Source organism: Methylobacterium sp. 77, assembly GCF_000372825.1.
Taxonomy (GTDB): Bacteria; Pseudomonadota; Alphaproteobacteria; order Rhizobiales; family Beijerinckiaceae; genus Methylobacterium.
In genome coordinates this window covers 238,974-263,645 of sequence record NZ_KB910516.1, presented here as the reverse complement: position 1 = coordinate 263,645, position 24,672 = coordinate 238,974, and the positions used below count along the sequence as shown (strand labels likewise).

Genomic DNA, 24,672 nt, shown 5'->3' with positions numbered 1-24,672 from the left:
CTTAGAAATACCCCTCCTGCTTCTTCCGCTCCATGGCGCCAGACCCGTCCTTGTCGATCACGCGGCCCTGACGCTCGGAGGTCCGGGCGGCCAGGGTCTCGCCGATGATCTCGGGCAGGGTCGCGGCATCGCTCTCGACGGCCCCCGTCAGCGGATAATCGCCCAGCGTCCTGAAGCGAACGGACAGGGTCTGCGGGGTTTCGCCGGGGTTCAGCGGCAGGCGGTCGTCATCGACCAGGATGTACTGGCCGTCGCGCTCCACCACCGGACGCGGCTTGGCGAAGTAGAGCGGCACGATCGGGATCCGCTCCTGTTCGATGTAGAGCCAGACGTCGAGCTCGGTCCAATTCGAGATCGGGAAGACGCGCAGGGATTCGCCGCGCTTCTTCTTGAGATTGTACAGGTGCCAGGGCTCGGCGCGCTGGCGCTTCGGGTCCCAGCGATGCTGGGCCGTGCGCAGCGAGAAGATGCGCTCCTTGGCGCGCGAGGCCTCCTCGTCGCGGCGGGCGCCGCCGAAGGCCGCGTCGAACTTGTGCTTGTCCAGCGCCTGACGGAGCCCTTGCGTCTTCATCACGTCGGTATGGACTTCCGAACCGTGGCTGATCGGACCGATGCCGCGGGCGAGACCGTCCTGGTTGGTGTGGACGATGAGATCGAGGCCGAGTTCACGGGCGCGCTGATCGCGAAAGGCGATCATTTCCTTGAACTTCCAGGTCGTGTCGATGTGCATCAGGGGGAACGGCAGGCGTCCTGGCGCGAACGCCTTCAGCGCCAGATGCAGCAGCACCGACGAATCCTTGCCGATCGAGTAGAGCATCACCGGGTTCTCGGTCTCGGCGACCGTCTCCCGCATGATGTGGATGGCCTCGGCTTCGAGGCGCTGCAGGTGGGTGAGACGCTCGGGCAGCGTCGCGGCCAAGGCGTGGGCGGCGCTCATCGGGCCATCTCCGGGGTGATGTTGCGGGGGGTCGATTCGAAGGCGGCGGCTTCCTGCCCGGGCTGAACGTTCGCCTCGGGCTGGTGCACGTGAAGGCCGCATTCCTTCTTGGATTCCTGCTCCCACCACCAGCGCCCGGCGCGTTCGGATTCGCCGACTTTGATGGCGCGGGTGCAGGGCGCGCAGCCGATCGACGGAAAGCCGCGGTCGTGCAGGACGTTGTAGGGGATGTAATTGTCGATCACGAACCGGTCGATATCGGCGCGGGTCCAGTCGGCCAGCGGGTTGATCTTGATCAATCCGCGCGTCTCGTCGGCCTCCGCCAGCGGCGTGTCGGCGCGGTTCGCCGATTGCCCGGCCCTCAGGCCGGTGAGCCAGCCGGCGGCATCGTCGAGGGCGCGGCCCAGGGGCTCGACCTTGCGGAAGCCGCAGCAGGCCTGACGCGCGGCGACCGAATGGCGAAAGCCGTTGATGCCCTCGTCGCGTACGAAGGCCTCTTCGGCCAACCGCTCCGGCGCATAGGCCCGGATGCGGATGCCGTAGGAGGCTTCCGTCTCGGCCCAGACGTCGTAGGTCTCGGGAAACAGCCGGCCGGTATCGAGGGTCACGATCTCGGTCCGGCCCTTGGCCATGGTGAGAGCGTGGGTCAGCGCCTGATCCTCGATGCCGAGGCTGGTGGTGAAGACCAGCCGGCCGGGGATGGCGGCTTCGATTGCGCCGATCCGACCCTTTAGATCGAGACCGGCCATCGTGGACGCGAGGTCCCGCGCCGTTCTGTCCAGTGACGTGCTCATGACCGTTTTCGGTGTGCCTGCTTGAAAGATGCCCGCTTGTCTGACACTTGAAATGTTCGCTATAACGAACGCTGTCAAGGCATAGCGGCTATCGCAGCGCGGCATTCCCACGCGGCTTATCCGATGCTTTGAAACGGCGCGGCGACCGGATCGGTTGCCTGTCGAAGGAATATCCTTCTCCATTCGCCGGTCGACGTCGTGCCTTCGCGCACCTCGGCGCCGCCGACCGTAACCGCAAAGCGAGGTCAATGTGGACGCGATCGATCTCAAGATCCTGGCGCTGCTTCAGAACGATGCCACCCTCTCCATCGCCACGATCGGCGAGAAGGTCGGCCTTTCGCAGACGCCCTGCTGGAAGCGCATCCAGCGTCTCGAATCGGATGGCGTGATCGACCGGCGGGTCGCGGTGCTCGATCCGGTGAAGCTGGGGCTCGGCCTCACCGTCTTCGTCTCCATCGAGACCTCGGATCACTCGCGCGATTGGCTCGAACGCTTCGCCTCCACCGTCGCCGCCATGCCGGAAGTGCTGGAATTCTACCGCATGGCCGGGGATGTGGATTACATGTTGCGGGTCGTTGTCGCGGATATGCAGGCCTACGACACGTTCTATAAGCAGCTGATCGCGACCTTGCCCCTGAAGAACGTCACGTCACGCTTCGCCATGGAAAAAGTGAAGTCGACGACGGCACTTCCGCTGCCGTCGGCCCCGACGAACGGTCGTTTCACGCCGACCCTCTCCGTGGTGGCGGGAGAATAAATTTCTGTTTTGCGCTGCAAGGACAGGCAGCTCCTTCTACCGCGACGCCGTTCTGTAAAACGGACATCCCGTTGACAGCCGGCCTCTCAGGACGACATGGCTTACCGATGGCACGACACGCGATCCTTCCCCGTACCGCCCCGTTCGACGACAGCGAACGCGCGAGCCTCGACGCCGTCCTCGGCGCGGCGACGCCGATCCAGCGCGCCTGGCTCGCGGGCTTCCTCGCCGGGCTCGACGCGGCCGGCGGTCAGCCGGCGGCTCAACCCGCCGCTCCGCCGAAGGCATCCGAGCCGCTGACGATCATCTACGCCAGCGAATCCGGCAATTGCGAAGCCCTGGCCGGCAGCGTCGCCAAGCTGGCGAAGAAGAGCGGCTTCAAGCCGAAGGTCGTGGATTTCGCCGATCTCGACATCGCCACCCTGTCCGGTGCCAAGAACGTGATCGCCATCGCCGCCACCTGGGGCGAGGGTGAGCCTCCGGCCCGCGCCACGCGCGCCTATAACGAGCTGATGGGCGACGGGGCTCCCCGGCTCGACGGCGTGACCTTCGGCGTGCTGGCGCTCGGCGACACCTCCTATGTCGAGTTCTGCGCCATCGGGAAGGCGCTCGACGCGCGGTTCGAGGCTCTGGGCGGCAAGCGCGGAGCGGAGCGGGCCGATCTCGACCTCGATTTCGACAAGCCGGCCGCCGACTGGATCAAGAACACCCTCAAGGCGCTCGCACCCGCGCCGAGCGCCGACAACGTCGTCGCCGTCGATTTCGCCGGTCGCGCCACCGCCGAGGACGACGAGGCCGAGCCGAGCCGCGAGCCGGCCGTGGTTGAAGTCGTCGACCACGTGAACCTCAATTCGTCGCTCTCCGACAAGGAAACGATCCACCTCGCGCTCGAATTCGCGGACGGTGCGCCGGCCTACGAGCCAGGCGACTCGCTCGAGATCTATCCCGAGAACGACCCGGCCCTGGTGGAAGAGATCCTCAAGGCCGCGAACCTCACCGGGGACGAGGGCCTGCGCAAGGCACTGCTCTCCGAGCGCGACATCACCACGCTCTCTGCCACCACGGTGGAGCGTTTCGCCAAGGCGACGAGCCATGCCGAGGCCAAGGCGCTCATCGAGAGCGGCGAGGTGAAGGCCTGGATCGAGGGGCGCCACCTCATCGACCTGATCGAGACCTATCCGGCCGCGCTCTCGGCCGAGCATCTTACCACCATCACCCGGCCGCTGCCGCCGCGCGCCTATTCGATCGCTTCCTCGCGCAAGGAGGTGGGCGACGAGGTCCATCTCGTGATCGCCGCTGTCCGCTACGACACCCATGGCCGCTCGCGGTCGGGCGTCGCCTCCGTCCACGTGGCCGACCGGATCAGGAACGGCGCCAAGCTGCGGGTGAAGCTGAAGCCGAACCGGCATTTCCGCCTGCCGCAGGACCCCGCGACCGACATCATCATGGTCGGCCCCGGCACCGGCGTCGCCCCGTTCCGCGCCTTCGTGCAGGAACGCCGCGCCGTCGAGGCCACCGGCCGCTCCTGGCTGTTCTTCGGTGACCGCCACTTCACCCACGACTTCCTCTACCAGCTCGAATGGCAGGAAGCCCTGGAAGACCGGTCGCTGACGAAGATCGACGTCGCCTTCTCCCGCGACCAGCCCGAGAAGATCTACGTCCAGGATCGCATCCGCCACCATGCCGCGGAACTGGTGGAATGGCTCGACGGCGGCGCCAGCTTCTATGTCTGCGGCGACGCGAACAAGATGGCCAAGGACGTCCGCAACGCCGTGGTCCAGGCCTATGCCGAGGTCAAATCGCTGAACGAGGCCGATGCCGAGGCCGCGGTCTCGGCCCTGGAGCGCACCCACCGCTATCAGCAGGACGTCTACTAGCGCGATCGCGGCCCCACCCTCCCCCGCCGAGGCGGGAGGGACGCGCGCCCGGCGCCCCGAACATGAACTGAGAACACCGGAACACCGCCATGGACGACCACACCCCTCCCCGCACCTACGAGACCCCGCCGACGACCCGTCCGATCGACGAGGCCGATGCGGCGCGCGAGGCCGGCCTCGCGCATAACGAGCACATCAAGATCGCGAGCGGGTTCCTGCGCGGCACCCTCGCCGACGGCCTCCTCAAACACGCCACCGGTGCGATCTCCGAGGATGACGGCCAGCTCGTGAAATTCCACGGGATGTACCTGCAGGACGACCGCGACCTGCGCCCCGAGCGGACCAAGAAGAAGCTCGACAAGGCCTACAGCTTCATGATCCGCCTGCGCATCGCCGGCGGCGTGGTGACGCCGAAGCAGTGGCTCGTCCTCGACAACATCGCCACCACCTATGCCAACGGCACCTTGCGGGCGACGACGCGCCAGACCTTCCAGTATCACGGCGTCATCAAGTCGAACCTCAAGCGCACCATGGCCGCCATCGACGGCGCGCTGCTCGACACCATCGCCGCCTGCGGCGACGTCAACCGCAACGTCATGGCCTCGACCAATCCGGCCCAGTCCGGCGCCCACAAGGCCGCCTACGACCTCGGCAAGGAGATCTCGGACAGCCTGCTGCCGAAAACCAATGCCTGGCGCGAGATCTGGCTCGACGGCGAGAAGGTGGTCGGCGGCGAGCCCGAATTCGAACCCGTCTACGGCAAGACCTACCTGCCGCGTAAGTTCAAGATCGTCATCGCGGTGCCGCCCTCGAACGAGGTCGACGTCTTCGCCCACGATCTCGGCTTCATCGCCATCCTCGACAAGAAGGGCAAGGTGACGGGCTGGAACGTCACCGTGGGCGGCGGCATGGGCATGACCCATGGCGAGCCGGACACCTTCCCGCGCACCGCCGACGTGATGCTGTTCTGCAAGCCCGACGAGGCGGTGCAGGTCGCCGAGGCGGTGATGACGGTTCAGCGCGACTGGGGCAACCGCAAGAACCGCAAGAACGCCCGCCTGAAATACACGATCGAGCGCTACGGCCTCGCGGCCTTCCGCGCCGAGGTGGAGAAGCGCGTCGGCAAGCCACTTGCCGATCCGAAGCCCTTCACCTTCACCGGCAACGGCGACCGTTTCGGCTGGACCGAGGGCGATGACGGCCGCCACCACCTGACCCTCTACGTCCCGTCGGGCCGCATCAAGGACGATGTCGGAGACGGACCGAAGCTGCTTGCGGGCCTGCGCCGGATCGCCGAGATCCACGAGGGCGATTTCCGCCTCACCGGCAACCAGAACGTCATCATCGCCAACGTTCCCTCGGAGAAGCGTGCCGAGATCGAGGCCCTGGTCGACGAGTACGGCATGCAGAAGGGCGCCGGTGCGCTGCGCCGCAACTCCATCGCCTGCGTGGCGTTGCCGACCTGCGGATTGGCGCTCGCCGAGAGCGAACGCTACCTGCCGGACCTGATGACGGAGCTCGAGGAGAGCCTCGCCTCGCACGGCCTTTCCGAGGACGAGATCACGATCCGCATGACCGGCTGCCCCAATGGCTGCGCCCGGCCCTTCATCGCGGAGATCGGTTTCGTCGGTCGCGGGCCCGAGCGCTACCACCTTTATCTCGGCGCCGCCTTCGACGGCTCGCGCCTCGGCAAGCTCTACGCCGAAGACGTGAATGCCTCCGAAATCAGGACCATCCTCGATCCGCTGTTCGGTGCCTACGCGCAGGGCAAGACGGCCGGCGAGCGCTTCGGCGACTTCCTGATCCGGGCCGGCTACGTGACGAAGACTATCAACGGCCCGGACTTCCACACCAATATCGGCGCCTTGAAGGGCGCGGCCTGATGTAGTGTCGACACGTGCATTGTGCCCTTCATGGTGCAGTGCACGTGCGATGGCCTGAAGGCCAAGCTTGAGCGTGCCGCGAATATAAGAACGGCACCCCTGAACTCTGGCGTGACTTGGCGGTTGATCCGGACATTCGACCGGAGGCGGCGATGGCCAAGCACGAAATCCTGAATTTCTTCGAACATCGCCGCGACGGCGCGTGGATCTGCGTGAAGCCGTTCACGCTCACGACGAAGCGCTCCAGCGTCGATATCCGCCAAGGCATGCGGTTCGATTACGGCACCCGCATCGGTGGCGTCGATCTCGCCGAATATCTCGAACAGCTCGGGTCGCAGTTCGGCTCCTGAGACAACCGGGACGTTTCCCTAACGGCGCTCAGAGGCGGTAGGCCGTGCGGCAAGCGCCCCAATGCCGGTCGCGCACGCGGATCGGTGCGTCGATTTCCCGAACGATGTATCGCTCCGACCCGACTTCCCTGAGATAGGATTGCACCGTCGAAGGCCGCGTCGAGCGGGCGGCGGTGATTCCGGTGCGATCGACGAAGATGCGCCGGTTGCGCGCGTGGGCGTTGTCCCAGACCGGATCGTCCGGCCGCTGCGCGTGAGCGTATCTGGCGTTGTGCACCATCAGGTACCCGTTCCGATCGGTGGCGAAGCAGACTAGCATCCGGCTGTCCGCCGCCAGTTCCGGCTCCATGATCGGCTGGATCAGCGCTTCGAGCCGCGTCAGCGAACGGGTGAGGAACTGGCGCGGATTGGTGCCGGGGATCGCCGTGTAATCCGTATCGAACAGGGTCGCTTCGTCGCGGCGTTCGGCATCGAGTTCGGCGATGAGCGGCGCGTGTTCGAGGTGGATCGCGGCGAGCTTTCCCTTCAGGCGGGCGTGAACCTCGGCATCGAGATTCCCGAACGACCCGTGCAGGTCCATCGTGCTCGTCCCGACGATCCTCAGCGGCAGCGGACCGACCGTGTCGAGATCGGCGAGCATGGTCGCGCGCGGACGTCTTCGGCAGCCTGGGCGGTCTGGACCGAGAGCGACTTCACCTCGTTCGCAACCACGGCAAAGCCGCGCCCGCCCGCACGGCCTCCATCGTGGCATTGAGCGCCAGAAGGTTGGTCTGCCGCGCCACCACCGAGATCGTATCCACGATGCTGGCGATCTCGTTGCCGGCCTCGGCCAAGGCCGCGATCAGCGCGCGCGCCTCCGTGCCGCGGTCGCCTGCCTGATCGAGATGGCCTCCGGCCTGCCCCATCGCTTCGCCGATCCGCGCGGAGGAGGAGGACAGACCGCCGGTCCGCTCGGCGAGATCAACCGCCGCGGCGAGGTCGGTCACGCGCGTGCGGATTCCGGCGAGACCCGCCTGCATCTGGACGACATCCGACCGCGCCGTCGCGATGGAGGCGCTGAAGCCGTCGATCAAGGACCGGATATCGGCCTCGATCGTATCGAGCACATCGGTTCGACCCGGAGCCGGCGTCATCGACGCTTCGCGTTGACGAATATTCTCGCCGACAGCGGGAATGCTTGCTTCGGGGACATGCTGTGCGCGGCGCCGGAACAACATGAACCTGTTGCCGCCGGGTTCATCTAAAATTGGGTAAAGGCGAAACCAAATCGGGATGCGCCACGTCTCCGTAGGTCTACGTCGGCCGTTCGCGGAAACCATTCCCGTGACATTCATCCCTCGAATGCGACGATCACTTCGCGGAAGGCGGTGAAGTCGCGCCGCCGCGGTTTTGCACCGCCGTCTCTTTTGACGGCCGAGGTTGGGAGACTTAGGGTTCTTTCATGACAATCGACGTCGAGCAGTTGCCATCTCGCCTGGAGGAGCCGGCCCCCACCACGCGGTGCCGGATCCTGGCGACGGCGGAGCAGTTCTTTCGCGATATCGGCTACCAGAAGACCACCGTGGCCGACATCGCCAAGACGCTCAGGATGAGCCCGGCCAATGTCTACCGATTCTTCGAATCGAAGAAGGCGATCAACGAGGCCGTGGTCGAGCGCGTCACCCGCGAGGTCGAAGCCCTCATCGCGGGCATCGCCGTGGCGCCCGGCCTCAGCGCCGACCAGCGCATCGCCGAGATCATCCAAGAGCTTCACCGCGACTGCATCGAGCGCTGCAGTGACAATCCTCGCATCCACGAGATGGTGGAAGCCGCCATGTCGGAGAGCTGGGGCGTCTGCCGGCACCATATCGACCGCATCGGCGCTGCGTTGGAGCGGGTGGTGACGGACGGCGTGCGCAGCGGCGAGTTCCAGGTCGAGGATCCCACCGTGACGGCCGCCTGCCTGCATGTCGCCATCACGCGCTACTGCCACCCCGTCCTGGTGAGCCAGTATCCCAACGCGCCGGCTCCCCCCATCGATGCGATGATCGCCTTCCTGCTCCGCGCCCTCCACGATCCGGCGAAATCGGCCTGAGGCGCCCTCGCCGGGCGGGCCGGCGCAAATGCCGATTCAGCCCATCTCGGCCAGGATGGCCTGCGCCGCGGCGCGGGGATCGGCGCTCTGGGTGATCGGGCGTCCGACGACGATGTGGTCGATCCCCGCCTCCATCGCGGCCGAGGGCGTCAACACCCGCTTCTGGTCCCCGACCGCGTCGCCGGCCGGGCGGATGCCGGGCGTCACGATGAGCCGCGACGGGCCGATCACGCTGCGGACGGAGATCGCCTCGGCGGCGCTGCAGACGATGCCGCCGATCCCGGCCTCCGCCGCTTGCCGCGCGCGCAGGGCCACCAGATCCGGGATCGGCATGGCATAGCCGGCCTCGTCGGCATCGGCCTGATCGTAGGAGGTCAGCACGGTGACGGCGAGGATCGTCGGGCCGTCCGTGCCCCTACCCCGCATGGCGGCGCGCATGGTCTGCGGATAGGCATGGACGGTGAGGAAGGTCACGCCGAGATCGGACAGGGCGCGGACGCCATCCTCGACGGTGTTGCCGATATCGTGCAGCTTCAGGTCGATGAAGACCTTGAGGCCGGCGCCCGCCAGCCGCTGCACAAGCGACAGCCCCCCGGAATAGGCCAGCCGATACCCGATCTTGTAGAACGTCGCCGCGTCGCCGATCCGGTCCACCAACGCCTCGGCCTCCGAGACGCTCGGCAGGTCCAGGGCGACGATGAGGCGGTCTCGCGGATCGATGGCGGCTTGGGACATGACGTGCTCCGGGCAATCCGACAGACGGATCGCCGCCGTGAGGCCCGGTGTCAACGTAAGCCCGGTATCGGGAACGTGAACGTGTGGAGAACCGCAGGAGCTGGAAAAGGGCGGTCGGCGGCGGTACACGCTGTCGCAGTTCCTACACGTTAAACGGGAATGTGCGGCATGACTCCGGTGGACCGCTGCGCTCGCCACATCAGCGAGGCCCTGATTTCCACGACGTCGAGCGTCGTGGATGGCATCGTCGGTGCGCTCGATGCTCTCGAAGCGTCGTATGACACTCTCTCCGAGCGGGTCACGGCGCTCGAAGCGGTCCTTCATATCGTCAAACGCCGCTGCAGGGCGCGGCCCGATATGCCGGACCCACGTTCTGTCATCGCGTCGATCGACCAACGTCAGAACAAGATGCTCCTCGAACAAGCGTGACGTTCCGATGACGTGCCGAGCCGGCGCGGTGTTGTTGGCACGAGAGGGGCACGCGCAGTCCCGGTGATGATGAAGGGTCGGTTCGTTCTCGGACCCACGAACAACCACCTTGCGCGCCGCCTATGGCAGCGCATTTTTCATGATGGCGATGACAGAAGTGTCATTTTGGATCTTTAGGGCTCTCACGCTCTCTCTTGTTTGATTCGGAGCTTGAGATGGCGAACCATTATTGCCTCGATCCATTCGATCCCTACACGCAATCGGAAGTTCTGGTCGTTTTCGACGGCTCGTATCCCGCGCTTCGACTTCTGTCCGTGATCGACAAGGACGAGGCCGACATCCTCGCCGAGTTGGTCGATGAGCAGCGCCGGGATCTGATTCGTGAGATTGGAGCGTTCCACCGTCCGGACCTCGCTGCAGCGTGAGGGCGCCCACCGTAGTCTGCGCCGGCGCCGTGTCGGTTCCGTCGTCCGACCGACGGCCTATGCTCCGTTGACACCTCGCAGCGGGACATCGCAGCCGCGAATGGTCATCCGCGCGTCGCTCGCGTCATCACCCGCGACACCTCGTGCTTGAGCACCGGCAGCAGCTCGGCCTCGAACCACGGGTTGGTTTTGAGCCAGCCGTTGTTGCGCCATGAGGGGTGAGGCAGCGGCAGCACGCGGGGCCGCCGCGGCTCGTCGAGGATGGCGCGCCAGTTCCGCACCATGGCGGTGAGCCCGCCCTCGACCCGGCTGAGATGCCAAGCCTGCGAATACTGGCCGATCACGAGGATCAGCTCCATCTCGGGCAGGCCCGCGAACAACGCCTCGCGCCAGTGCTCCGCGCATTCGCGCCGGGGCGGTTTGTCTCCGCCTTTCGCATCGAGACCCGGAAAACACGCGCCCATGGGGACGATGGCGAGCCGCGTGGCGTCGTAGAAATCCGGCTCGGACAGGCCGAGCCACGATCGCAGCCGCACGCCCGACGGGTCCATGAACGGGATGCCGCTGCGATGGGCCCGGTTGCCCGGCGCCTGGCTGGCGATGCAGAGCCGCGCCGAGGACGAGCCCTGCACGATGGGCTTGGGCTCCTGCGGCAGGGGCGCTCCGTAGAGCGGCGCATCGCGGCAGATGCGGCAGGAGCGCAGGGAGGCGGCGGTGGTCTCGAACGGGATCATGTGGGGGGTGAGCTTGGGATGAAAATCTGACGCTTGGTACACGCCCGGGGCGTCTGCGATGAGTGGAGAACCGGCACCCGAGCGGTGATCGCACGGCGTCAGATCGTCAACTCGCGTTCCAGCAGGTCCGTCGCTCGGTCGAGGACAAGCGGCCAAAGTCCGTCTGCGAGCGTGCAGAACTCGGCGAGGAACAGGAGCGCGCGGACCTCGGCCAGCTTCACGTAGTACGGCAGAACTTGCAGCTCAGCCCGAGACAATGGACGGACACGCCCGTAGCCTGCCAAAAGCGCAGCGACGAGCACCGCCATTTTTGCCGGATCACCACGGAGGAAATGCCAAGCCGCGGTTCCGAGATCGAGCACGTACGCGCCACAGCCGCAATCGTCGAAGTCGAAGAAACCGACCGACCCGTCCTTGACGACGGCATTGGCCAGCCGGGCGTCTCCGTGACAGTTTCCCGACGGCAGATCTTGAGCCGCAGGATCGCCGAGTATCTCCACCCGACATCGATCGACCGCGCACTGCGCAGCCTCGCTGCCGGGGATGCTCATCAACGATGCCGCGGCGCGCGCGCACAGCGCCGCCGGGTCGAGCGGACGCACACCGCCGCCATCGATCCCCGCGAGGGCTGAGTGCAGCTTCGCCAGCGCCGAGCCGAAAAGCGCCACGTCCTCCGTGTCGTCGATGAGTGGCCGACCGTCGAGGGCCTGGAAAAGGCCCGCGATGCGGCCCACACCGTTGAGCTGGACATGTGCGCAATCCTCCCCGTCAACGGTGCGGATCGGTCGCGCTACGGCTATGCCCGGAATCGGCCGGACCTCGCGTAGCAGACGCATCTCGAACGCGATCTCGACAGGGGAACGGCCGATGGGTCGATAGAGGCGCAGGTAGTAGACGTCATCGCCCGCGGCCGTACGGTAGGTCCGGTTCACGCCAGGAACGACCAATTCACAGCCAGCGAATGCGCGCCCATAACATTGGGAGAGGCGGTGTAGGTCGATGTCGCTCACCGGTCCGGTTTACCACGCTCGACTTGGTTCGGGCACCATCGTCTGCTTCCGCTAAGGAGCGATTTCGTTGACGAACTCCGAAATGAGCTGAAGCAGCCCTACGAACGGCGTGGCCCGCAGAAGGTCCTGCTGACGGACATTGCCGGGACGCCGCCTTGGATAACGCTTGGAAGGCTGCCTCCGAGTTTTTCAACGACATCGGTCGAAGGCGGACATCCCGGACGAAAACGGGATCATTAGCCAAGTCCGCCGGAGGGCATGACTCCCTCTCCATCCTATTCCGAGCGCAGCGTCAGCCCGCTTTTCTTCTTGGGTCGGCGCGGCGCGAGTGCCCAAAGTAGTACACCGGAAATAATGCAAATTTCCAACATAAACCCATTGTTATCGCGAGCCATTCCAGAATTGTTGGCTCTTCACGTGTATCGTAATAATCTACATTATGAAGTATCACATCCGATGCGACCGAAATCATGCATCACGTTTATGGAATATCAATTAATATTTATCTGATCTATCCAGATTTAAAGTCTCCTTTTATTCCATAATTGTTTGGACTTTCGGACCGCTATCACAGCTGCATTCAGCCGCCTCGCACCGATCGAATGCCGTAACGAACCGATGGCTGCAGGCTCAAGACCCTGCGCGGCCTGACGCCATACGAGGCGACCTGCCGAGCTTGGGCAGACGATCCAAGCCGCTTCAGATACGATCCGACCCATCTCACTTCGGGACTGAACACCTAACAGCTATAGGCCGAATTTCTACTGGAGGCGCACGTGAGCGAAGGTCGGTTGGTCCTAACGAAATACAGAAGCCGGGCTTCCGGCACTGTTGTTCTCACATCAGTCGACGAAAGTCTTGCGGCAAGGCTTCCCGACCTCCGCCTTCCTACAATGCCAGACGAAGCGCGCGCAGCATTTCGGGCGATTCTCGCATATGAAACGCCTCCCGCAAACGGATCGCTGATCGATTTTTTGCAGCTTGCCGAGAATAGAGGGTATAGTGCGCATCCCTGCGACTGGATTCCCGATTACGACCAGAAACTTGCCGGCCTCCACCCTGAACTCTATCAGCCGTGGGTTGATTGGTTATCTGAAGCGGGATTTACTAAGTTCCATTGCGGAAATCGCATCACGCCGGAGAACTTCACCCGCTTCAGTCCGGGTCAGCGTGGCGCCCCCATCACGGCGCTCATAAAAAGCGGTCGAGCCGACGACTTCTACGACGTCAAGTCGATTGCTGAAGCCCATCCGGCCTCCGTCCGTGCAGTCCTCGCCAGTCGCATCTACGCATGGGGATCATTTGACGGCTGCTATCCCTGGCAGGTTCCACTGCTTGAGTATTTCCTGGCGGACAAGTCGGATAAAGTAAGCGCGATTGCTCGCACTAAGCTAGACAAGATGGGCGCTTTCACTACCGAACTCGCCTACGCGCGTACGCTTGCCGGCCACATCACAGTCGACCCCGAGGTCGTAAGGTGGACCGTGCCGCCAGAGCCGCATACGGTTCCTTTTTACAAGGAGTTTGCCTGCACCAGCTTTGGCGCGGTGGCGGAGGCGCTCGATCTTGCCCCGACCAAGCTGGCGAGCCGCGTTGACCTCGACGGCTTGGGCAAGGATCTCATGGTAGTCGCCGCAACGAGTGGGGATGTCGACGTTCGCACGATCTTGGCTACGCGATGGCTGGATCACGGAACGGGAGGCGAGAGCCTTTCATTGAGTTTGTTCGATAACGTTCCCATGCCGCTATGGGAGCGAGGCTTGCAAGCAATGCTTCGGTCACACTACTGGAACAGCGTTGAAGAATACCTCGGACCTAAGAGCGGCACGCTCGATCATCCGGAGCTGGGCAACTGGCTGGCGTATGAGGACATGACTGCCTCGATAACCAAAGAACTGAAGAATCGTAAGCTTCCGATCAACACCGCCTGTGACCCACTTCGCGTTCTGGGAAAGATCGCGAGCAAGGCCGCGGCGCGCCAGCTGCTTGAGGATGCCGTCGCGTTAGGCATGAAGCCGGATCATCCGCGCCTGACCATGTTGATGTTTAATCTCGCGCTATAGCCAGCGGTTCAGATCAGACATCTACGTTGCAATCGTAGCCGACATTTGGTCCTAGATCCGTCCAATGAGGACCGGGGCGCTTGGCGTATATCCGTGCCCGTTCCACGTCGTGCCCCCGAACCGCCATCACAGCCGCCTTCCCGCGCCTCACGCCGGCCGCCCGCTGCACCGGCCTGCCGGCCGCAGGCGACGATACCTGTGCCCCGATATGATCGGATGACGTTCCGCGCCGCGGTCAGGCTCGAGAGAGCGTGGTGCGGGAACGCGAAGCCGCACCTCGCGCTTGAATCGCAAGAGGGCTCGGCGAGGCCGGGCCGTGACGCGAGCAGAACTCAGCCGGGATTCAGGGAGCAGACCGATATGGCCTTCATCACCGCGCCGGACGGGACCAACCTCTACTGCAAGGATTGGGGCAGCGGCCGGCCAGTCGTATTCCTCCACGGCTGGCCGCTCGACGCCGCTATGTGGGAGTACCAGATGGTGCCCCTGGCCGAGGCGGGCTTCCGCACCGTCGCCTATGATCGCCGTGGTTTCGGACGCTCCGACCAGCCCTGGACGGGCTACGATTACGACACCTTCGCCGACGACCTGAAAGCCGTCCTCGACGGGCTCGACCTCACCGACGTCACCCTGGTCGGGTTCTCCATGGGCGGCGGCGAAGTGGTCCGTTACCTGTCACGGCACGGCGGCGCCCGGATCTCCCAGGCGGTGCTGATCTCGTCGGTGACGCCGATGCTGCTGAAGACCCGGGACCATCCCGACGGCGTCGATGCGGGCGTGTTCGAGGACATGATCGACGGCCTGCGGATGGACCGGCCGGCCTTCCTCGCCGATTTCAACAAGGGCTTCTTCGGCGCCGGAATGTTCACCTCGCCGGCATCGACCGAGATGATCACCTGGGCCGGTCAGGTCGCCATGCTGGCCTCGCCGAAAGCCACGACGGCCTGTATCCGCGCCTTCTCCGAGACCGATTTCCGGCCCGACATGGCCAAGGTTACGGTCCCCTGCCTGATCATCCACGGCGACGCCGACCAGACCGTGCCGATCGACGTCACGGCGAGGATGGCGGCCGCCGCCATCCCGAGCGCGGAGTTCGAAATCTACCAGGGCGCGCCGCACGCGATCCCGCTGACCCATCACGAGCGCCTGACGACCGACCTCATCGACTTCTTGAGGCGTTAGCGCCCCTCGATCGGGAGATATGCCCCTCGATCGGGCCTCAGACGCCCTTCAAACCGCTCAGATCGAGGGGCAGCGAGCGCAGGCGTTGACCGGTCGCGGCGAAGATCGCGTTCGAGATCGCCGGCGCGATGACGGGCACGCCCGGCTCGCCGATGCCGGTCGGCGCCGCGTCGGAGGCCACGATATGGACCTCCACCACCGGCATCTCGCTCATGCGCGTCGGCTCGTAGGCATCGAAATTCTTCTCCTGCACCACGCCGTCCGTCAGCGTGATCCGGTTGCGCAGCACCGAGGAGAGCGCGAAGCCGACGGCCCCTTCGACCTGGGCCCGGATCACGTCCGGGTTGACGGCGATGCCGACATCCACCGCCGCGACGATGCGATTGACCTTCACATGCGCCGCCTCCGCGGTGATGTCGGCCACCATCGCCACGTAGGAACCGAAGGATTCGTGCGCCGAAATCCCGAGTCCCTGGCCCTTGCCGCCGCTGCGCTGATCCCAATTCGCCTTTTCCGCCGCGAGCTTAAGCACACCCGACAGGCGCGGAGCGCCCTTCAGCATGCCGAGCCGATAGGCCAGCGGATCGGCACCCGCGGCATGGGCCAACTCGTCGATGAACACCTCCATCGCCTGCGCCGTATGGGTGTGACCGACAGAGCGCCACCACAGGACCGGCACGCCCTCGCGGGCGTTATGGACCTCGAACCGGTAGGCCGGGATGGCGTAGGGCGTGTCCGACGCCCCCTCGACGGTGGTGGAATCGACACCGTTCTTCACCAGCATCGCCTCGAAAGGTGAGCCGATCATGATCGATTTGCCGACCATCCGGTGCTGCCAACCGGTGATCGCGCCCTTGGCATCGATGCCGGCCCGCAGGGTATGCAGAACCATGGGGCGGTAGAACCCGCCCGCCATGTCGTCCTCGCGGGTCCAGACCAGATGGACCGGCGCCTTGCCGCCGGTCGCCTTCATGATGGAGGCCGCCTCGGCGATGTAGTCGGCGCTCGGGGTGGCGCGACGTCCGAACGACCCGCCCGCCCATTGCGTATGCAGCCTGACCTTGTCGGCCGTCACGCCGAGGGTGGCGGCGGCGACCGCCTGCTCGATCGTCTGGAACTGGAGGCCGGCATAGATATCGTAGGAGCCGTCGGCGGCCCGCTCGATCGTCGCGTTGAGGGGCTCCATGGCGGCATGGGCCAGGTACGGGAAGGTGAATTCGGCCTCGATCACCTTGGCCGCTCCGGCGATCGCGGCAGCGGGATCGCCCTGCTCGGAGGCGACGATTCCCGGTCGCTTCGCCGTCTCGCGATACTCGGCGAGGATCGCGTCCGACGACCGTTTCTCGGCGGCGCTCTCGTCCCAGGTAACGGCCAGGGCATCTCTGCCCTTCATCGCCGACCAGGTATCCTTCGCAATCACGGCGACACCGGTCGGGATCGTCACGACGTCGATTACGCCGGGTACGGCACGAGCGGCCTTATCGTCCACATGCGATACGGTTCCGCCGAAGCGCGGAGCATGCGCGACCACGGCCGTCACCTGCCCCGGCCGACGGATATCCATCGCGTAGATCGCGGTTCCGTTGGTCTTGGCCGCGGAATCGAGGCGCGACACCTTCTTGCCGATGAGGACCCACTGGCTCGGATCCTTCAGCTTCGGCTGCTGCGGCACGGGTATCGCCGCGGCGGCCTCGGCCAGGGCGCCGAACCGCTCCTCGCGCTTCGAGGCCGCGTGACGAACCGTACCGGCGGAGACCGTGATCTCGGAGGCCGGAACCGACCACTTTTCGGCCGCTGCCGACACGAGCATGGCCCGCGCGGCCGCCCCCGCCTTGCGCAGCTGGAACCAGGAATTGGCGACCGCCGTCGAGCCGCCGGTCCCCTGGATCGGCCCCATCAGAAGGTTGTTATAGAGCTTCGCATCGGCGGGCGCGAAGGCCACACGCACCCGAGACCAGTCGGCATCGAGTTCGTCCGCCAGGATGGTGGCGAGACCGGTGGTGTTGCCCTGTCCCATGTCGAGATGCTTGATCATCACCGTGACGGTATCGTCGGCGGCGATGCGGACGAAGGCGTTGGGCTGTGCCGGAGCCGAGGACAGGTCGGGTCCGGCCGCCGCGCGCACTTGCTTGGCGGGATCGAGCGTGAACCCGATCACCAGGGCACCGGCGGCCACGCCGGCTCCCCCGAGAAACGCCCGACGCGAGGGACGGGGAGCGGCAGCCTCGGGATGGGTCTGACGGACCTTCAGCATGGCTTACTCCTCGGGAACGATGGCGCGCAGGGGATCGGACAGGACGGCGCAGGCCTCGGGGGCCGACGGCGAGAGCGCAGGTCAGGCGAGCGAGCGGGCCGCTTCGTGGATCGCTGCGCGAATGCGCTGGTAGGTGCCGCAGCGACAGATGTTGCCGTCCATGGCGCTGTCGATCTCGGCATCGCTGGGCTTCGGAATCGTCGAGAGCAGGCCGATCGCCGACATCATCTGACCTGACTGGCAATAGCCGCACTGAACCACGTCGAGCCCGCGCCACGCGGTCTGAACCGCGTCCGCCACGCGCCCGGAGACGCCCTGGATCGTCGTGATCTTCGCCTCGCCGACATCGCCGATACGCGTCTGGCAGGAGCGGACGGGCTGGCCATCGAGATGGACGGTGCAGGCACCGCACTGCGCGATGCCACAACCGTATTTCGTGCCGGTCTTGTCGAGATGATCGCGCAGAGCCCACAGCAGTGGCGTATCGGGATCGGCATCGACCTCATGGGACATGCCGTCGACGGTCAGTTTCAGCATCACGTCTCTCCGCCTGCAGGATCGACTTGTTCTAAATAATACACACGCCCTGCCAATGTGCGCCGCCACACATCGAACAGGCGACGGTGCGGTGCCGTCCGTCGACGGTCGGACCATGAAAGGCCTGGGATTTAGCGACAAGTCTTACGATCCCGGCAGGCCGTTCTTAACGTATCGGGCGCACTTTCGGCGTCGTCGCAGCTCCGACAGGCCCCGGTCCTTTCGACCCACGGCCTTTCCTCGCATGATCCTCAAGACGGTGATGTCCGACCTGACAGCGGAGATGGTTCAGCGTGGACGTGGTTCCTCGGCCCCGGAATCCGTACGCCGCCGCAAGGTGGCCCGGGATATCCGCTCCGCGCGCGAGCGGCTGACCTCTACCAGCGGTCTGGAACGCGCATTCGATTACGAGTTGATTCGTATCTACGCCGAGTACCGCTCAGGCGCAGGCCTGACCCATGCCGTGCTCGGCTTGCTCATCGCAGGCGCCTCCTCGCTCTGGGTACCGATTCCCGTCGCGATTTCCTGGGCAATCTGCCTCTTGTCCGGCGTCGGCCTATCCATGGGGCTGACCCGGCGCTTTCTCCGGCAATCGCCGGACACCGTCTCGGTCAAGCGTTGGCGCAGCACCTTCATGCTGAGCGAGATCGTCCAGAGCACGTCCTGGGCGCTGATGATCCTCGTGGCCGCTCCCAGTGCCCGAATCTTCGTGCTGTTCGGCCTGGTGATCGTCGCCGCCGTGGCGGCGATGCTGGCGGCAACCCTGCCGGCGGCGGCGGGGGCCGCGCTTCTGCCGCTGATCCTGGCCGCGCTCTCGCTCCTGGCGCTCTCGCAGGACATGGACACGATCATGCTCGTGACCATGGTGGTCGGCTCGCAGATCTTCTTCATGGGTCTCGCCCGCCGCGTCTACGCGTCGACGGTGGGCGCTCTGAAGTCGCAGGCGGAGAAGGACGCCATCTTCATCGAACTCGAGCAGGCGAAGGCCAATTCCGATGAGGCGAGACGACGCGCGGAGGAGGCCAATCTCGCCAAGTCACGCTTCCTCGCGACCATGAGCCACGAACTGCGCACGCCGCTGAACGCCATCCTCGGCTTCTCGGAAGTGATGAAGAACGAGGTCTTCGGCGCCCATATAGCCCCGTCCTACAAGGAATATGCGGGCGACATCCACGATAGCGGGATGCACCTGCTCAACCTGATCAACGAGATCCTCGATCTCTCTCGCATCGAGGCCGGGCGCTACGAGCTGAACGAGGAAGCGATTCAGCTCGCCCATGCGGTCGACGAGTGCAGGCACATGGTCTCGTTGCGCGCGCGCAGCAAAGGCCAAGCCTTCTACGAGTTCATCGACCCCGATCTGCCGCGTCTCTGGGCGGATGAGCGGGCGCTGCGACAGATCGTGCTGAACCTCCTGTCGAACGCGGTGAAATTCACGCCTCCGGGCGGTGACATCACGATCAAGGTCGGTTGGACGGCATCTGGCGGGCAGTATGTGAGCGTCAAGGATAGCGGTCCCGGCATTCCCGAGGACGAACTCGGCACTGTCATGTCCTCGTTCGGTCGCGGCTCCCTGGCGATCAAGACGGCCGAACAGGGTTCGGGCCTCGGTCTTCCCATCGTGAAGGGCCTCGTCGACCTCCACGGCGGCAACTTCCACCTCAAGTCGAAACCGCGCGAGGGCACCGAAGTCGTGGTGATCTTCCCGGCGAGCCGCGTCATGGACACGCTGCCCGCCCTCAACCTTCCCACCGACGCGACCTCGGTCACGTCCGAGCGCGGCGCCCGCAATGCGGCGCGCGCCGCTTGAGCGGCAAACCAGCCGAAATTCTCATCTCGTCCGGCACCCCAGCGGCCCTGCCGAATGGCCGGCGCTCGAAAGCCGCCTAACCGTCGCTGCGTCCCGATACCCCCGCCTGTGCGAATGTCGCCATGTCGCGGTGGCAGGCGAGCGCGCCCTTGAGAAGTCCGATGGCGAGGGCAGCGCCGGACGCTTCGCCGAGCCGCATGCCCAGCGCCAGCAACGGCACCAGACCCAGCCGCTCCAGCACTTCCGCATGGGCACCTTCCGCCGAGACATGGCCCGCGAGGCAATGGTCGAGCATCGACGGGTCGATGGCATGAAGGATCGCAGCGGCCGAAGTGGCGACGTAGCCGTCGATGACGACCGGGATGCGCTGCATCCGGGCCGCCAGGATCGCGCCGGCCATGGCGGCGATCTCCCGGCCCCCGAGGCGCGACAACACATCGAGCGGATCGCCGAGATGACCGGAATGACGGGCCAGTGCCGCCTCGACCGCCTCGACCTTGCGGTTCACACCGGCGGCATCGACGCCTGTGCCCCGGCCGACCCAATGCGCCGCTTCACCGCCATAGAGCGCCGCATAGATCGCCGCCGCGATGGTGGTGTTGCCGATGCCCATTTCGCCGAGGCCGAGACAGTCGGTGCCCGCGGCAATGGCTTCCATGCCGAAGGCCATGGTCGCCACGCATTCCTTCTCCGTGAAGGCCGGCCCTTCGCAGATGTCACCGGTCGGGAGATCGATGGCGAGATCGAAGACCTTGAAGCCGAGGCCGTAGGCGGCGCAGAGCTGATTGATCGCAGCGCCTCCGGCCGCGAAATTGTCGAGCATCTGGCGGTTCACCTCGGCCGGGAAGGCGGATACGCCACGTTTGGTGACGCCGTGACTACCCGCGAAGACGCAGACCAGGGGGCGATCGAGACTGGGTTGGCCCTTGCCCTGCCACGCAGCGAGCCATTCGACGAGGTTTTCCAGGCGGCCCAGCGCTCCGGCGGGCTTCGTCAGCATCGCGTCCCGCTCGCGGACCATGGCGACGGCGTCGCGGTCGGGACCGGGCACGTCGGCGATGAGGCGGCGGATATCGGAGAACGGCGTCTGTTCGGGACCGTCCTGGTTCGGGGATTGTTGAGTCATCGCGCGAAACTTGCCTTGGGTCTCGGCGCATCCGGTATGGCGGCCTGCCTGTGGGGGGAGCTATAACCAACAGCGCGCGGGCGGTGAAGGCGGGTCCTCGATGACGCAAGGGTGGGACTTTGAGCCGGATGATGCGTTTCCCGGCGCGCCATTGGCCTACGATCTCGCGGCATGCCTGAGGTTCTATTCCAGGCTGCCGGTGCCACGCCTTCCCGGCGAGGGCGACCCGCATCGCCTGCCGGATTTCCGCACCCTGCCGCGCATGCTGCCTGTGGCCGGTCTGATCCTCGCCGGTCCCGGCGCGCTCGTCCTGCTGATGGCTTGGGCGCTCGGTCTCGGGCCGTTCCTGGCCGCTACCCTTGCCGTGGCGACCGGAGCACTCGTCACGGGAGCCCTGCACGAGGACGGCCTCGCCGACGTGGCGGATGGGTTCGGCGGAGGCGCGACGGCGGAGCGCCGCATCGAGATCATGCGTGACAGCCGGATCGGCGCCTATGGCGGCGTCGCGCTGGTTCTGTCGCTCGCCCTACGGATCGGCGCGCTCGCGACGCTCCTCGACCGCACGGGTGCGTTGGCCGCAATGGCACTCCTGCTGGCCGCCTCCCTATCGCGCAGCGCCGCGCTGGCGCCGATGGTGTTGCTCGGGCCTGCAAGACCCGGTGGGGCGGGCGCATCCGTCGGGACACCCAATCGACGGACCATCGGGATCGTTGGCCTTCTCGCCCTTTCCCTCATCGTCATCGGCGGGATCAGCGGTTTGCCTGTCCTCGGCATGGTGCTCATGCCGTTCCTCGCGCTGGCGGCATCCCTGGGCCTCACCGCCCTGGCACGCGCCAAGATCGGCGGGCAGACGGGCGATGTCATCGGCGCGTGCCAGCAGGTCGCCGAGATTGCGGGTCTCCTCGGCGTCATCATGGCGATCCCGCGCTGAACCTTGTGCATCGGACCTTGATCGCGACCCGTGCCTGAGGGCATGGAACACGCGATGACCCAGTCTTCCACCACCAAAGCCTCCAGCCCATGCACGAAGGTCTGCATCCTCGATGCGGTGACAGGCTTGTGTGAAGGCTGTGGGCGTACGCGTGATGAAATCGGTCTCTGGGGTTCGTTGCCCGAGCCGAGGCGGCAGGCCATCATGGCGACGCTCGAAGGTCGTCTCGCCGCCGCCTACCCGCTGCGCGGAAGGGTGATCGCGAAGCAATGATGTATGCCGCCCTTGCCATACTCCTTGGCATCGTTGCCTTCCTCGTTCTCTCGGATGGATCGAGTACGGTCGCCGGGCTGGAGAAGGATCAACTGGCACGGCTCGCCTTCAGCGGAACGTTGCTGACGGTCTTCATCGCCGGGTTCTGGCACCGTTTCCGCGAGCAGATGGGTACGAACCTGAAGGCGCTGCTGATCTGGGCCGCCCTGGCTGTCGCCCTCGTGGCAGGCTACGCCTATAAGGACGAGGCTGGAGAGGTCGGCAATCGCCTCGTCGGAACGCTCCGGCCCGGCAGCGCGGTCACGGCAGGCGATGGGACCGTAACCGTCACCCGGCGAGCAGACGGGGACTTCTCCGTTCGGGCAGAAGTGAATGGCCGCACGCAGGTCTTCCAATTCGATACGGGTGCGAGTTCCGTCGTCCTGACTGCGGAGAATGCGGCTGCCATCGGCATCTCGCCAGCGGAAAACGAATTCGCCATCAGGGTCTCGACCGCCAACGGCATCGCGATGGCTGCCCCGATTTATCTCGACAGCATGACCATAGGCACGATCACCGAACGCCGTGTGTCGGCACTGGTGAGCCGGCGCGGAGCGCTGTCTGGCAACCTCCTCGGCATGACGTTCCTCGACCGGCTTGCTTCCTACGAAGTGCGCGGCGACCGACTGGTGCTGCGCCCGGCACGGTAAGAACAGCATTTAATTCCAGCCCGATACCTGCGCAGGGCATGGGCGGAGCGGAAGGAAGATGCCCGTGAAATGGGCGCCCACGGGCTCATCGGCGGCGCCAACGTCCTGATTCCAGGCGATTTCTCTTGCCGCCCTGCGATCGGCTGCCGCCTAATCGGACCTGCTCCAGGACGGGAGCGTAGCCGAACGCATCAAGGCGTGACGCAGATAGGCCCGCACGAAAGCCGGCATCCGCCGTGTATCGACGTCGCCCGGGGCGCGCACCACGACGAAGCCATCCAGCTCCGGCTCGGCCTCCGCGAAACGATGCTTTTCCATCCGGTTCTGCAACACGGCCCCCGGCTCGGGGAAGGTCACTGCATTCAGGAACGCCAGCTGCCCCTCTCCGCGGGCGAGTAGCCAGCGTTCGGATGCATCCGGCGGAAGGGTCAGTCCCGTCTCTTCGGTGAATTCGCGCGCGGCGCTGCCGGCGAGGTCGATCTCTCCGCCTTCTCTCACATCGCCGAGGTCGGGCGTGCCGCAGGGAAAGTAGATTTGGCCGGCATTGGCGGTGTGGCCGCCCATCACGCCCAGAAGCACGGCGCCATCCACACCTCGAGGAACGATGGCGGCGAAGGCGTTGGCGACGGCGGCATCTGGTGAGCCCAGATCCTTGTGAGTGATGAAACTGGCATAGGACGTCTCGAACATTTCCACCGAGCAGGTGGTCGCCTCGATCCGGTAGCCGCTGGCGAGGAGCACTCGCCCATCGAACAATCCCGAACGGGCGGCGCAGCGGCGCCTCCAGTTCTCGGCGATGGTCTCTGCATTGTCTCGCGCCCAGGCCCATTCATAGGTCACCAGGCGCGCCGTCACCGTCTCGATCGGCGTGAGGATGAAACCCTCAGACAAGCAGCGTTCCCTCGCTCATCACCACGGCGGAGCCGCCGATCTCCACGGATTGCAGCGCCCCGGATTCAATCACCATCTGCAGCGCGATCGCACTCGGTCGGCCCATGACCAGTCCCTGACGAATGAAGACATCGTGCTCCCCGTCGCCGAGAGGTTCGAATTCCATCATCACACCCGCGAAGGCCGCAGCGGCGGACCCCGTTGCCGGGTCCTCCGTGATGCCGAGATGAGGCGCGAACATCCGGGCATGAAAACGATGACCAAGCCCTTCGGGGTCTACGGCATAGAGGTAGAGCGCCGCGGGTTCGTCCATGGCGGAGAACGCGGCCATGTCGAGGCGCGCCGCGTCGAGCTTCGCTCGCGCATTCACCGGAATGAAGATGAAGCTCGGTCCGGCCGTATGCCGGCTCGGCACATGACGGCCGAAGCCGATATCCTGAGGCTCGAGCCCGATCACCTTGGCCAGGAGGGTCTTGGCCGGGCCCTCGCCATCGTATCCGGGCAGCACGGGCAGCTTGAAGCGCCCGCGTCCCCGCCCCTCCCCCGCCTCGACGACGCAGGCCACCGTGCCGATGGCTTCTTCGAGACCGAAGGCGATGGCATCGGTGAGACCGGATCTCGCATCGCGCAAGGCCAGGAGGATCGCCACCCCGAGGGTGGGATGACCAGCGAAGGCAAGCTCGCGAGCGGGGGTGAAGATGCGCAGGCGCGCCTTGTGGCGTGCGTCCGTCGGTGGCAGCACGAATACCGTCTCCGACAGGTTGAACTCGCCCGCGATCCTCTGCATCGCCTCGTCGTCGAGCCCTTCGGAATCGAGCACGACGGCCAGCGGGTTGCCCGAGAACGGCGTCTCGGTGAACACGTCGAGGGTGACGAAGCGTCGGCTCATCGGCTGTTCCTTCTCGATGAAA

General features: G+C 65.5%; 25 protein-coding genes and 1 pseudogene. 14 read left to right on the top strand and 12 right to left on the bottom strand.

The annotated features are described in order from the left end of the window. Position 1: 1 nt before the first annotated feature. Positions 2-937 (bottom strand): sulfate adenylyltransferase subunit CysD, encoded by a 936-nt coding sequence (gene cysD / locus A3OK_RS0101140; protein ID WP_019903094.1) that lies wholly within the window; start codon positions 935-937, stop codon positions 2-4. After that, positions 934-1,731, bottom strand: a complete 798-nt coding sequence (locus A3OK_RS0101135) for a phosphoadenylyl-sulfate reductase (RefSeq protein WP_019903093.1) — start codon at positions 1,729-1,731, stop codon at positions 934-936. Before A3OK_RS0101135 ends, cysD begins: the two co-directional genes overlap by 4 nt. 250 nt (positions 1,732-1,981) lie before the next feature. On the opposite strand from A3OK_RS0101135, the gene A3OK_RS0101130 reads away from it, so the two are divergent. The 4 genes from A3OK_RS0101130 (at position 1,982) to A3OK_RS0101115 (ending at position 6,598) form a co-directional block, all read left to right on the top strand. Continuing rightward, positions 1,982-2,488 carry an Lrp/AsnC family transcriptional regulator gene (locus tag A3OK_RS0101130; protein WP_019903092.1) on the top strand — a complete coding sequence of 169 codons (507 nt, stop codon included), beginning with the start codon at positions 1,982-1,984 and terminating at the stop codon, positions 2,486-2,488. 107 nt (positions 2,489-2,595) lie between these two features. Then, a complete protein-coding gene (locus A3OK_RS0101125) occupies positions 2,596-4,365 on the top strand; it encodes a flavodoxin domain-containing protein (protein ID WP_019903091.1) in 1,770 nt (589 codons plus the stop codon). An 89-nt stretch (positions 4,366-4,454) separates the two neighbouring features. Continuing rightward, positions 4,455-6,248: an NADPH-dependent assimilatory sulfite reductase hemoprotein subunit gene (locus tag A3OK_RS0101120; protein ID WP_019903090.1), complete on the top strand. Its 1,794-nt coding sequence runs from the start codon at positions 4,455-4,457 to the stop codon at positions 6,246-6,248. A 152-nt stretch (positions 6,249-6,400) separates the two neighbouring features. Then, the gene (locus tag A3OK_RS0101115; RefSeq protein WP_019903089.1) at positions 6,401-6,598 is read left to right on the top strand and encodes a hypothetical protein; all 198 of its coding nucleotides are present in this window, start codon (positions 6,401-6,403) and stop codon (positions 6,596-6,598) included. 28 nt (positions 6,599-6,626) lie between these two features. On the opposite strand, the gene A3OK_RS0101110 is transcribed toward A3OK_RS0101115, so the two are convergent. Both A3OK_RS0101110 and A3OK_RS24680 read right to left on the bottom strand, forming a co-directional pair. After that, positions 6,627-7,238: a hypothetical protein gene (locus A3OK_RS0101110; protein ID WP_019903088.1), complete on the bottom strand. Its 612-nt coding sequence runs from the start codon at positions 7,236-7,238 to the stop codon at positions 6,627-6,629. A 52-nt stretch (positions 7,239-7,290) separates the two neighbouring features. Further along, entirely contained in the window at positions 7,291-7,917 is a 627-nt protein-coding gene (locus A3OK_RS24680) for a methyl-accepting chemotaxis protein (protein ID WP_280791117.1), read from the bottom strand. Between the two features lie 122 nt (positions 7,918-8,039). On the opposite strand from A3OK_RS24680, the gene A3OK_RS0101100 reads away from it, so the two are divergent. Beyond that, positions 8,040-8,672: a TetR/AcrR family transcriptional regulator gene (locus A3OK_RS0101100; protein ID WP_019903087.1), complete on the top strand. Its 633-nt coding sequence runs from the start codon at positions 8,040-8,042 to the stop codon at positions 8,670-8,672. Between the two features lie 36 nt (positions 8,673-8,708). Here the strand turns inward: A3OK_RS0101100 and pyrF are convergent, their stop codons facing one another. Continuing rightward, positions 8,709-9,407, bottom strand: a complete 699-nt coding sequence (pyrF, locus tag A3OK_RS0101095; RefSeq protein WP_026596813.1) for an orotidine-5'-phosphate decarboxylase — start codon at positions 9,405-9,407, stop codon at positions 8,709-8,711. A 168-nt stretch (positions 9,408-9,575) separates the two neighbouring features. Here pyrF and A3OK_RS0101090 point away from each other — a divergent pair, with 168 nt between their 5' ends. Next, the gene (locus A3OK_RS0101090; RefSeq protein ID WP_019903085.1) at positions 9,576-9,836 is read left to right on the top strand and encodes a hypothetical protein; all 261 of its coding nucleotides are present in this window, start codon (positions 9,576-9,578) and stop codon (positions 9,834-9,836) included. Positions 9,837-10,051: 215 nt separating this feature from the next. After that, complete coding sequence (locus tag A3OK_RS0101085; protein ID WP_019903084.1) at positions 10,052-10,261, top strand: hypothetical protein; 210 nt, start codon at positions 10,052-10,054, stop codon at positions 10,259-10,261. 104 nt (positions 10,262-10,365) lie between these two features. Here A3OK_RS0101085 and A3OK_RS0101080 read toward each other — a convergent pair whose 3' ends face one another. Next, positions 10,366-10,995 carry a uracil-DNA glycosylase family protein gene (locus A3OK_RS0101080; RefSeq protein WP_019903083.1) on the bottom strand — a complete coding sequence of 210 codons (630 nt, stop codon included), beginning with the start codon at positions 10,993-10,995 and terminating at the stop codon, positions 10,366-10,368. Positions 10,996-11,093: 98 nt separating this feature from the next. Beyond that, the gene (locus tag A3OK_RS0101075) at positions 11,094-12,005 is read right to left on the bottom strand and encodes a phosphotransferase (RefSeq protein WP_019903082.1); all 912 of its coding nucleotides are present in this window, start codon (positions 12,003-12,005) and stop codon (positions 11,094-11,096) included. 626 nt (positions 12,006-12,631) lie between these two features. Between A3OK_RS0101075 and A3OK_RS24455 the strand changes: the two are divergent. The 3 genes and pseudogenes from A3OK_RS24455 to A3OK_RS0101065 all read left to right on the top strand — a co-directional run. Further along, positions 12,632-12,748 (top strand): annotated as a pseudogene (locus tag A3OK_RS24455) (IS481 family transposase); the annotation flags it as partial. A gap of 33 nt (positions 12,749-12,781) precedes the next feature. Continuing rightward, positions 12,782-14,068 (top strand): hypothetical protein, encoded by a 1,287-nt coding sequence (locus tag A3OK_RS0101070; RefSeq protein ID WP_155911916.1) that lies wholly within the window; start codon positions 12,782-12,784, stop codon positions 14,066-14,068. Between the two features lie 360 nt (positions 14,069-14,428). After that, positions 14,429-15,250: an alpha/beta hydrolase gene (locus tag A3OK_RS0101065; protein WP_019903080.1), complete on the top strand. Its 822-nt coding sequence runs from the start codon at positions 14,429-14,431 to the stop codon at positions 15,248-15,250. Positions 15,251-15,287: 37 nt separating this feature from the next. Here A3OK_RS0101065 and A3OK_RS0101060 read toward each other — a convergent pair whose 3' ends face one another. Then, entirely contained in the window at positions 15,288-17,504 is a 2,217-nt protein-coding gene (locus A3OK_RS0101060; protein WP_019903079.1) for a xanthine dehydrogenase family protein molybdopterin-binding subunit, read from the bottom strand. Positions 17,505-17,585: 81 nt separating this feature from the next. Further along, positions 17,586-18,041: a (2Fe-2S)-binding protein gene (locus A3OK_RS0101055; protein WP_019903078.1), complete on the bottom strand. Its 456-nt coding sequence runs from the start codon at positions 18,039-18,041 to the stop codon at positions 17,586-17,588. A 262-nt stretch (positions 18,042-18,303) separates the two neighbouring features. On the opposite strand from A3OK_RS0101055, the gene A3OK_RS0101050 reads away from it, so the two are divergent. Then, positions 18,304-19,851: a HAMP domain-containing sensor histidine kinase gene (locus A3OK_RS0101050; protein ID WP_026596811.1), complete on the top strand. Its 1,548-nt coding sequence runs from the start codon at positions 18,304-18,306 to the stop codon at positions 19,849-19,851. A 76-nt stretch (positions 19,852-19,927) separates the two neighbouring features. Here A3OK_RS0101050 and cobT read toward each other — a convergent pair whose 3' ends face one another. Then, positions 19,928-20,977: a nicotinate-nucleotide--dimethylbenzimidazole phosphoribosyltransferase gene (cobT, locus tag A3OK_RS0101045; RefSeq protein WP_019903076.1), complete on the bottom strand. Its 1,050-nt coding sequence runs from the start codon at positions 20,975-20,977 to the stop codon at positions 19,928-19,930. A gap of 100 nt (positions 20,978-21,077) precedes the next feature. Here cobT and A3OK_RS0101040 point away from each other — a divergent pair, with 100 nt between their 5' ends. From A3OK_RS0101040 to A3OK_RS0101030, 3 genes are read left to right on the top strand one after another with little or no spacing between them, the layout of a single operon-like run. Continuing rightward, positions 21,078-21,908: an adenosylcobinamide-GDP ribazoletransferase gene (locus A3OK_RS0101040; protein WP_026596810.1), complete on the top strand. Its 831-nt coding sequence runs from the start codon at positions 21,078-21,080 to the stop codon at positions 21,906-21,908. Between the two features lie 54 nt (positions 21,909-21,962). Further along, positions 21,963-22,181: a DUF1289 domain-containing protein gene (locus tag A3OK_RS23425; RefSeq protein ID WP_081631227.1), complete on the top strand. Its 219-nt coding sequence runs from the start codon at positions 21,963-21,965 to the stop codon at positions 22,179-22,181. After that, positions 22,178-22,870: a TIGR02281 family clan AA aspartic protease gene (locus A3OK_RS0101030; protein ID WP_026596809.1), complete on the top strand. Its 693-nt coding sequence runs from the start codon at positions 22,178-22,180 to the stop codon at positions 22,868-22,870. The genes A3OK_RS23425 and A3OK_RS0101030 overlap by 4 nt, the downstream gene beginning before the upstream one ends. 150 nt (positions 22,871-23,020) lie before the next feature. On the opposite strand, the gene A3OK_RS0101025 is transcribed toward A3OK_RS0101030, so the two are convergent. After that, positions 23,021-23,761 carry a hypothetical protein gene (locus A3OK_RS0101025; protein ID WP_019903072.1) on the bottom strand — a complete coding sequence of 247 codons (741 nt, stop codon included), beginning with the start codon at positions 23,759-23,761 and terminating at the stop codon, positions 23,021-23,023. Then, entirely contained in the window at positions 23,754-24,650 is an 897-nt protein-coding gene (locus tag A3OK_RS0101020) for a PhzF family phenazine biosynthesis protein (RefSeq protein WP_019903071.1), read from the bottom strand. The genes A3OK_RS0101025 and A3OK_RS0101020 overlap by 8 nt, the downstream gene beginning before the upstream one ends. Positions 24,651-24,672: the final 22 nt, after the last annotated feature.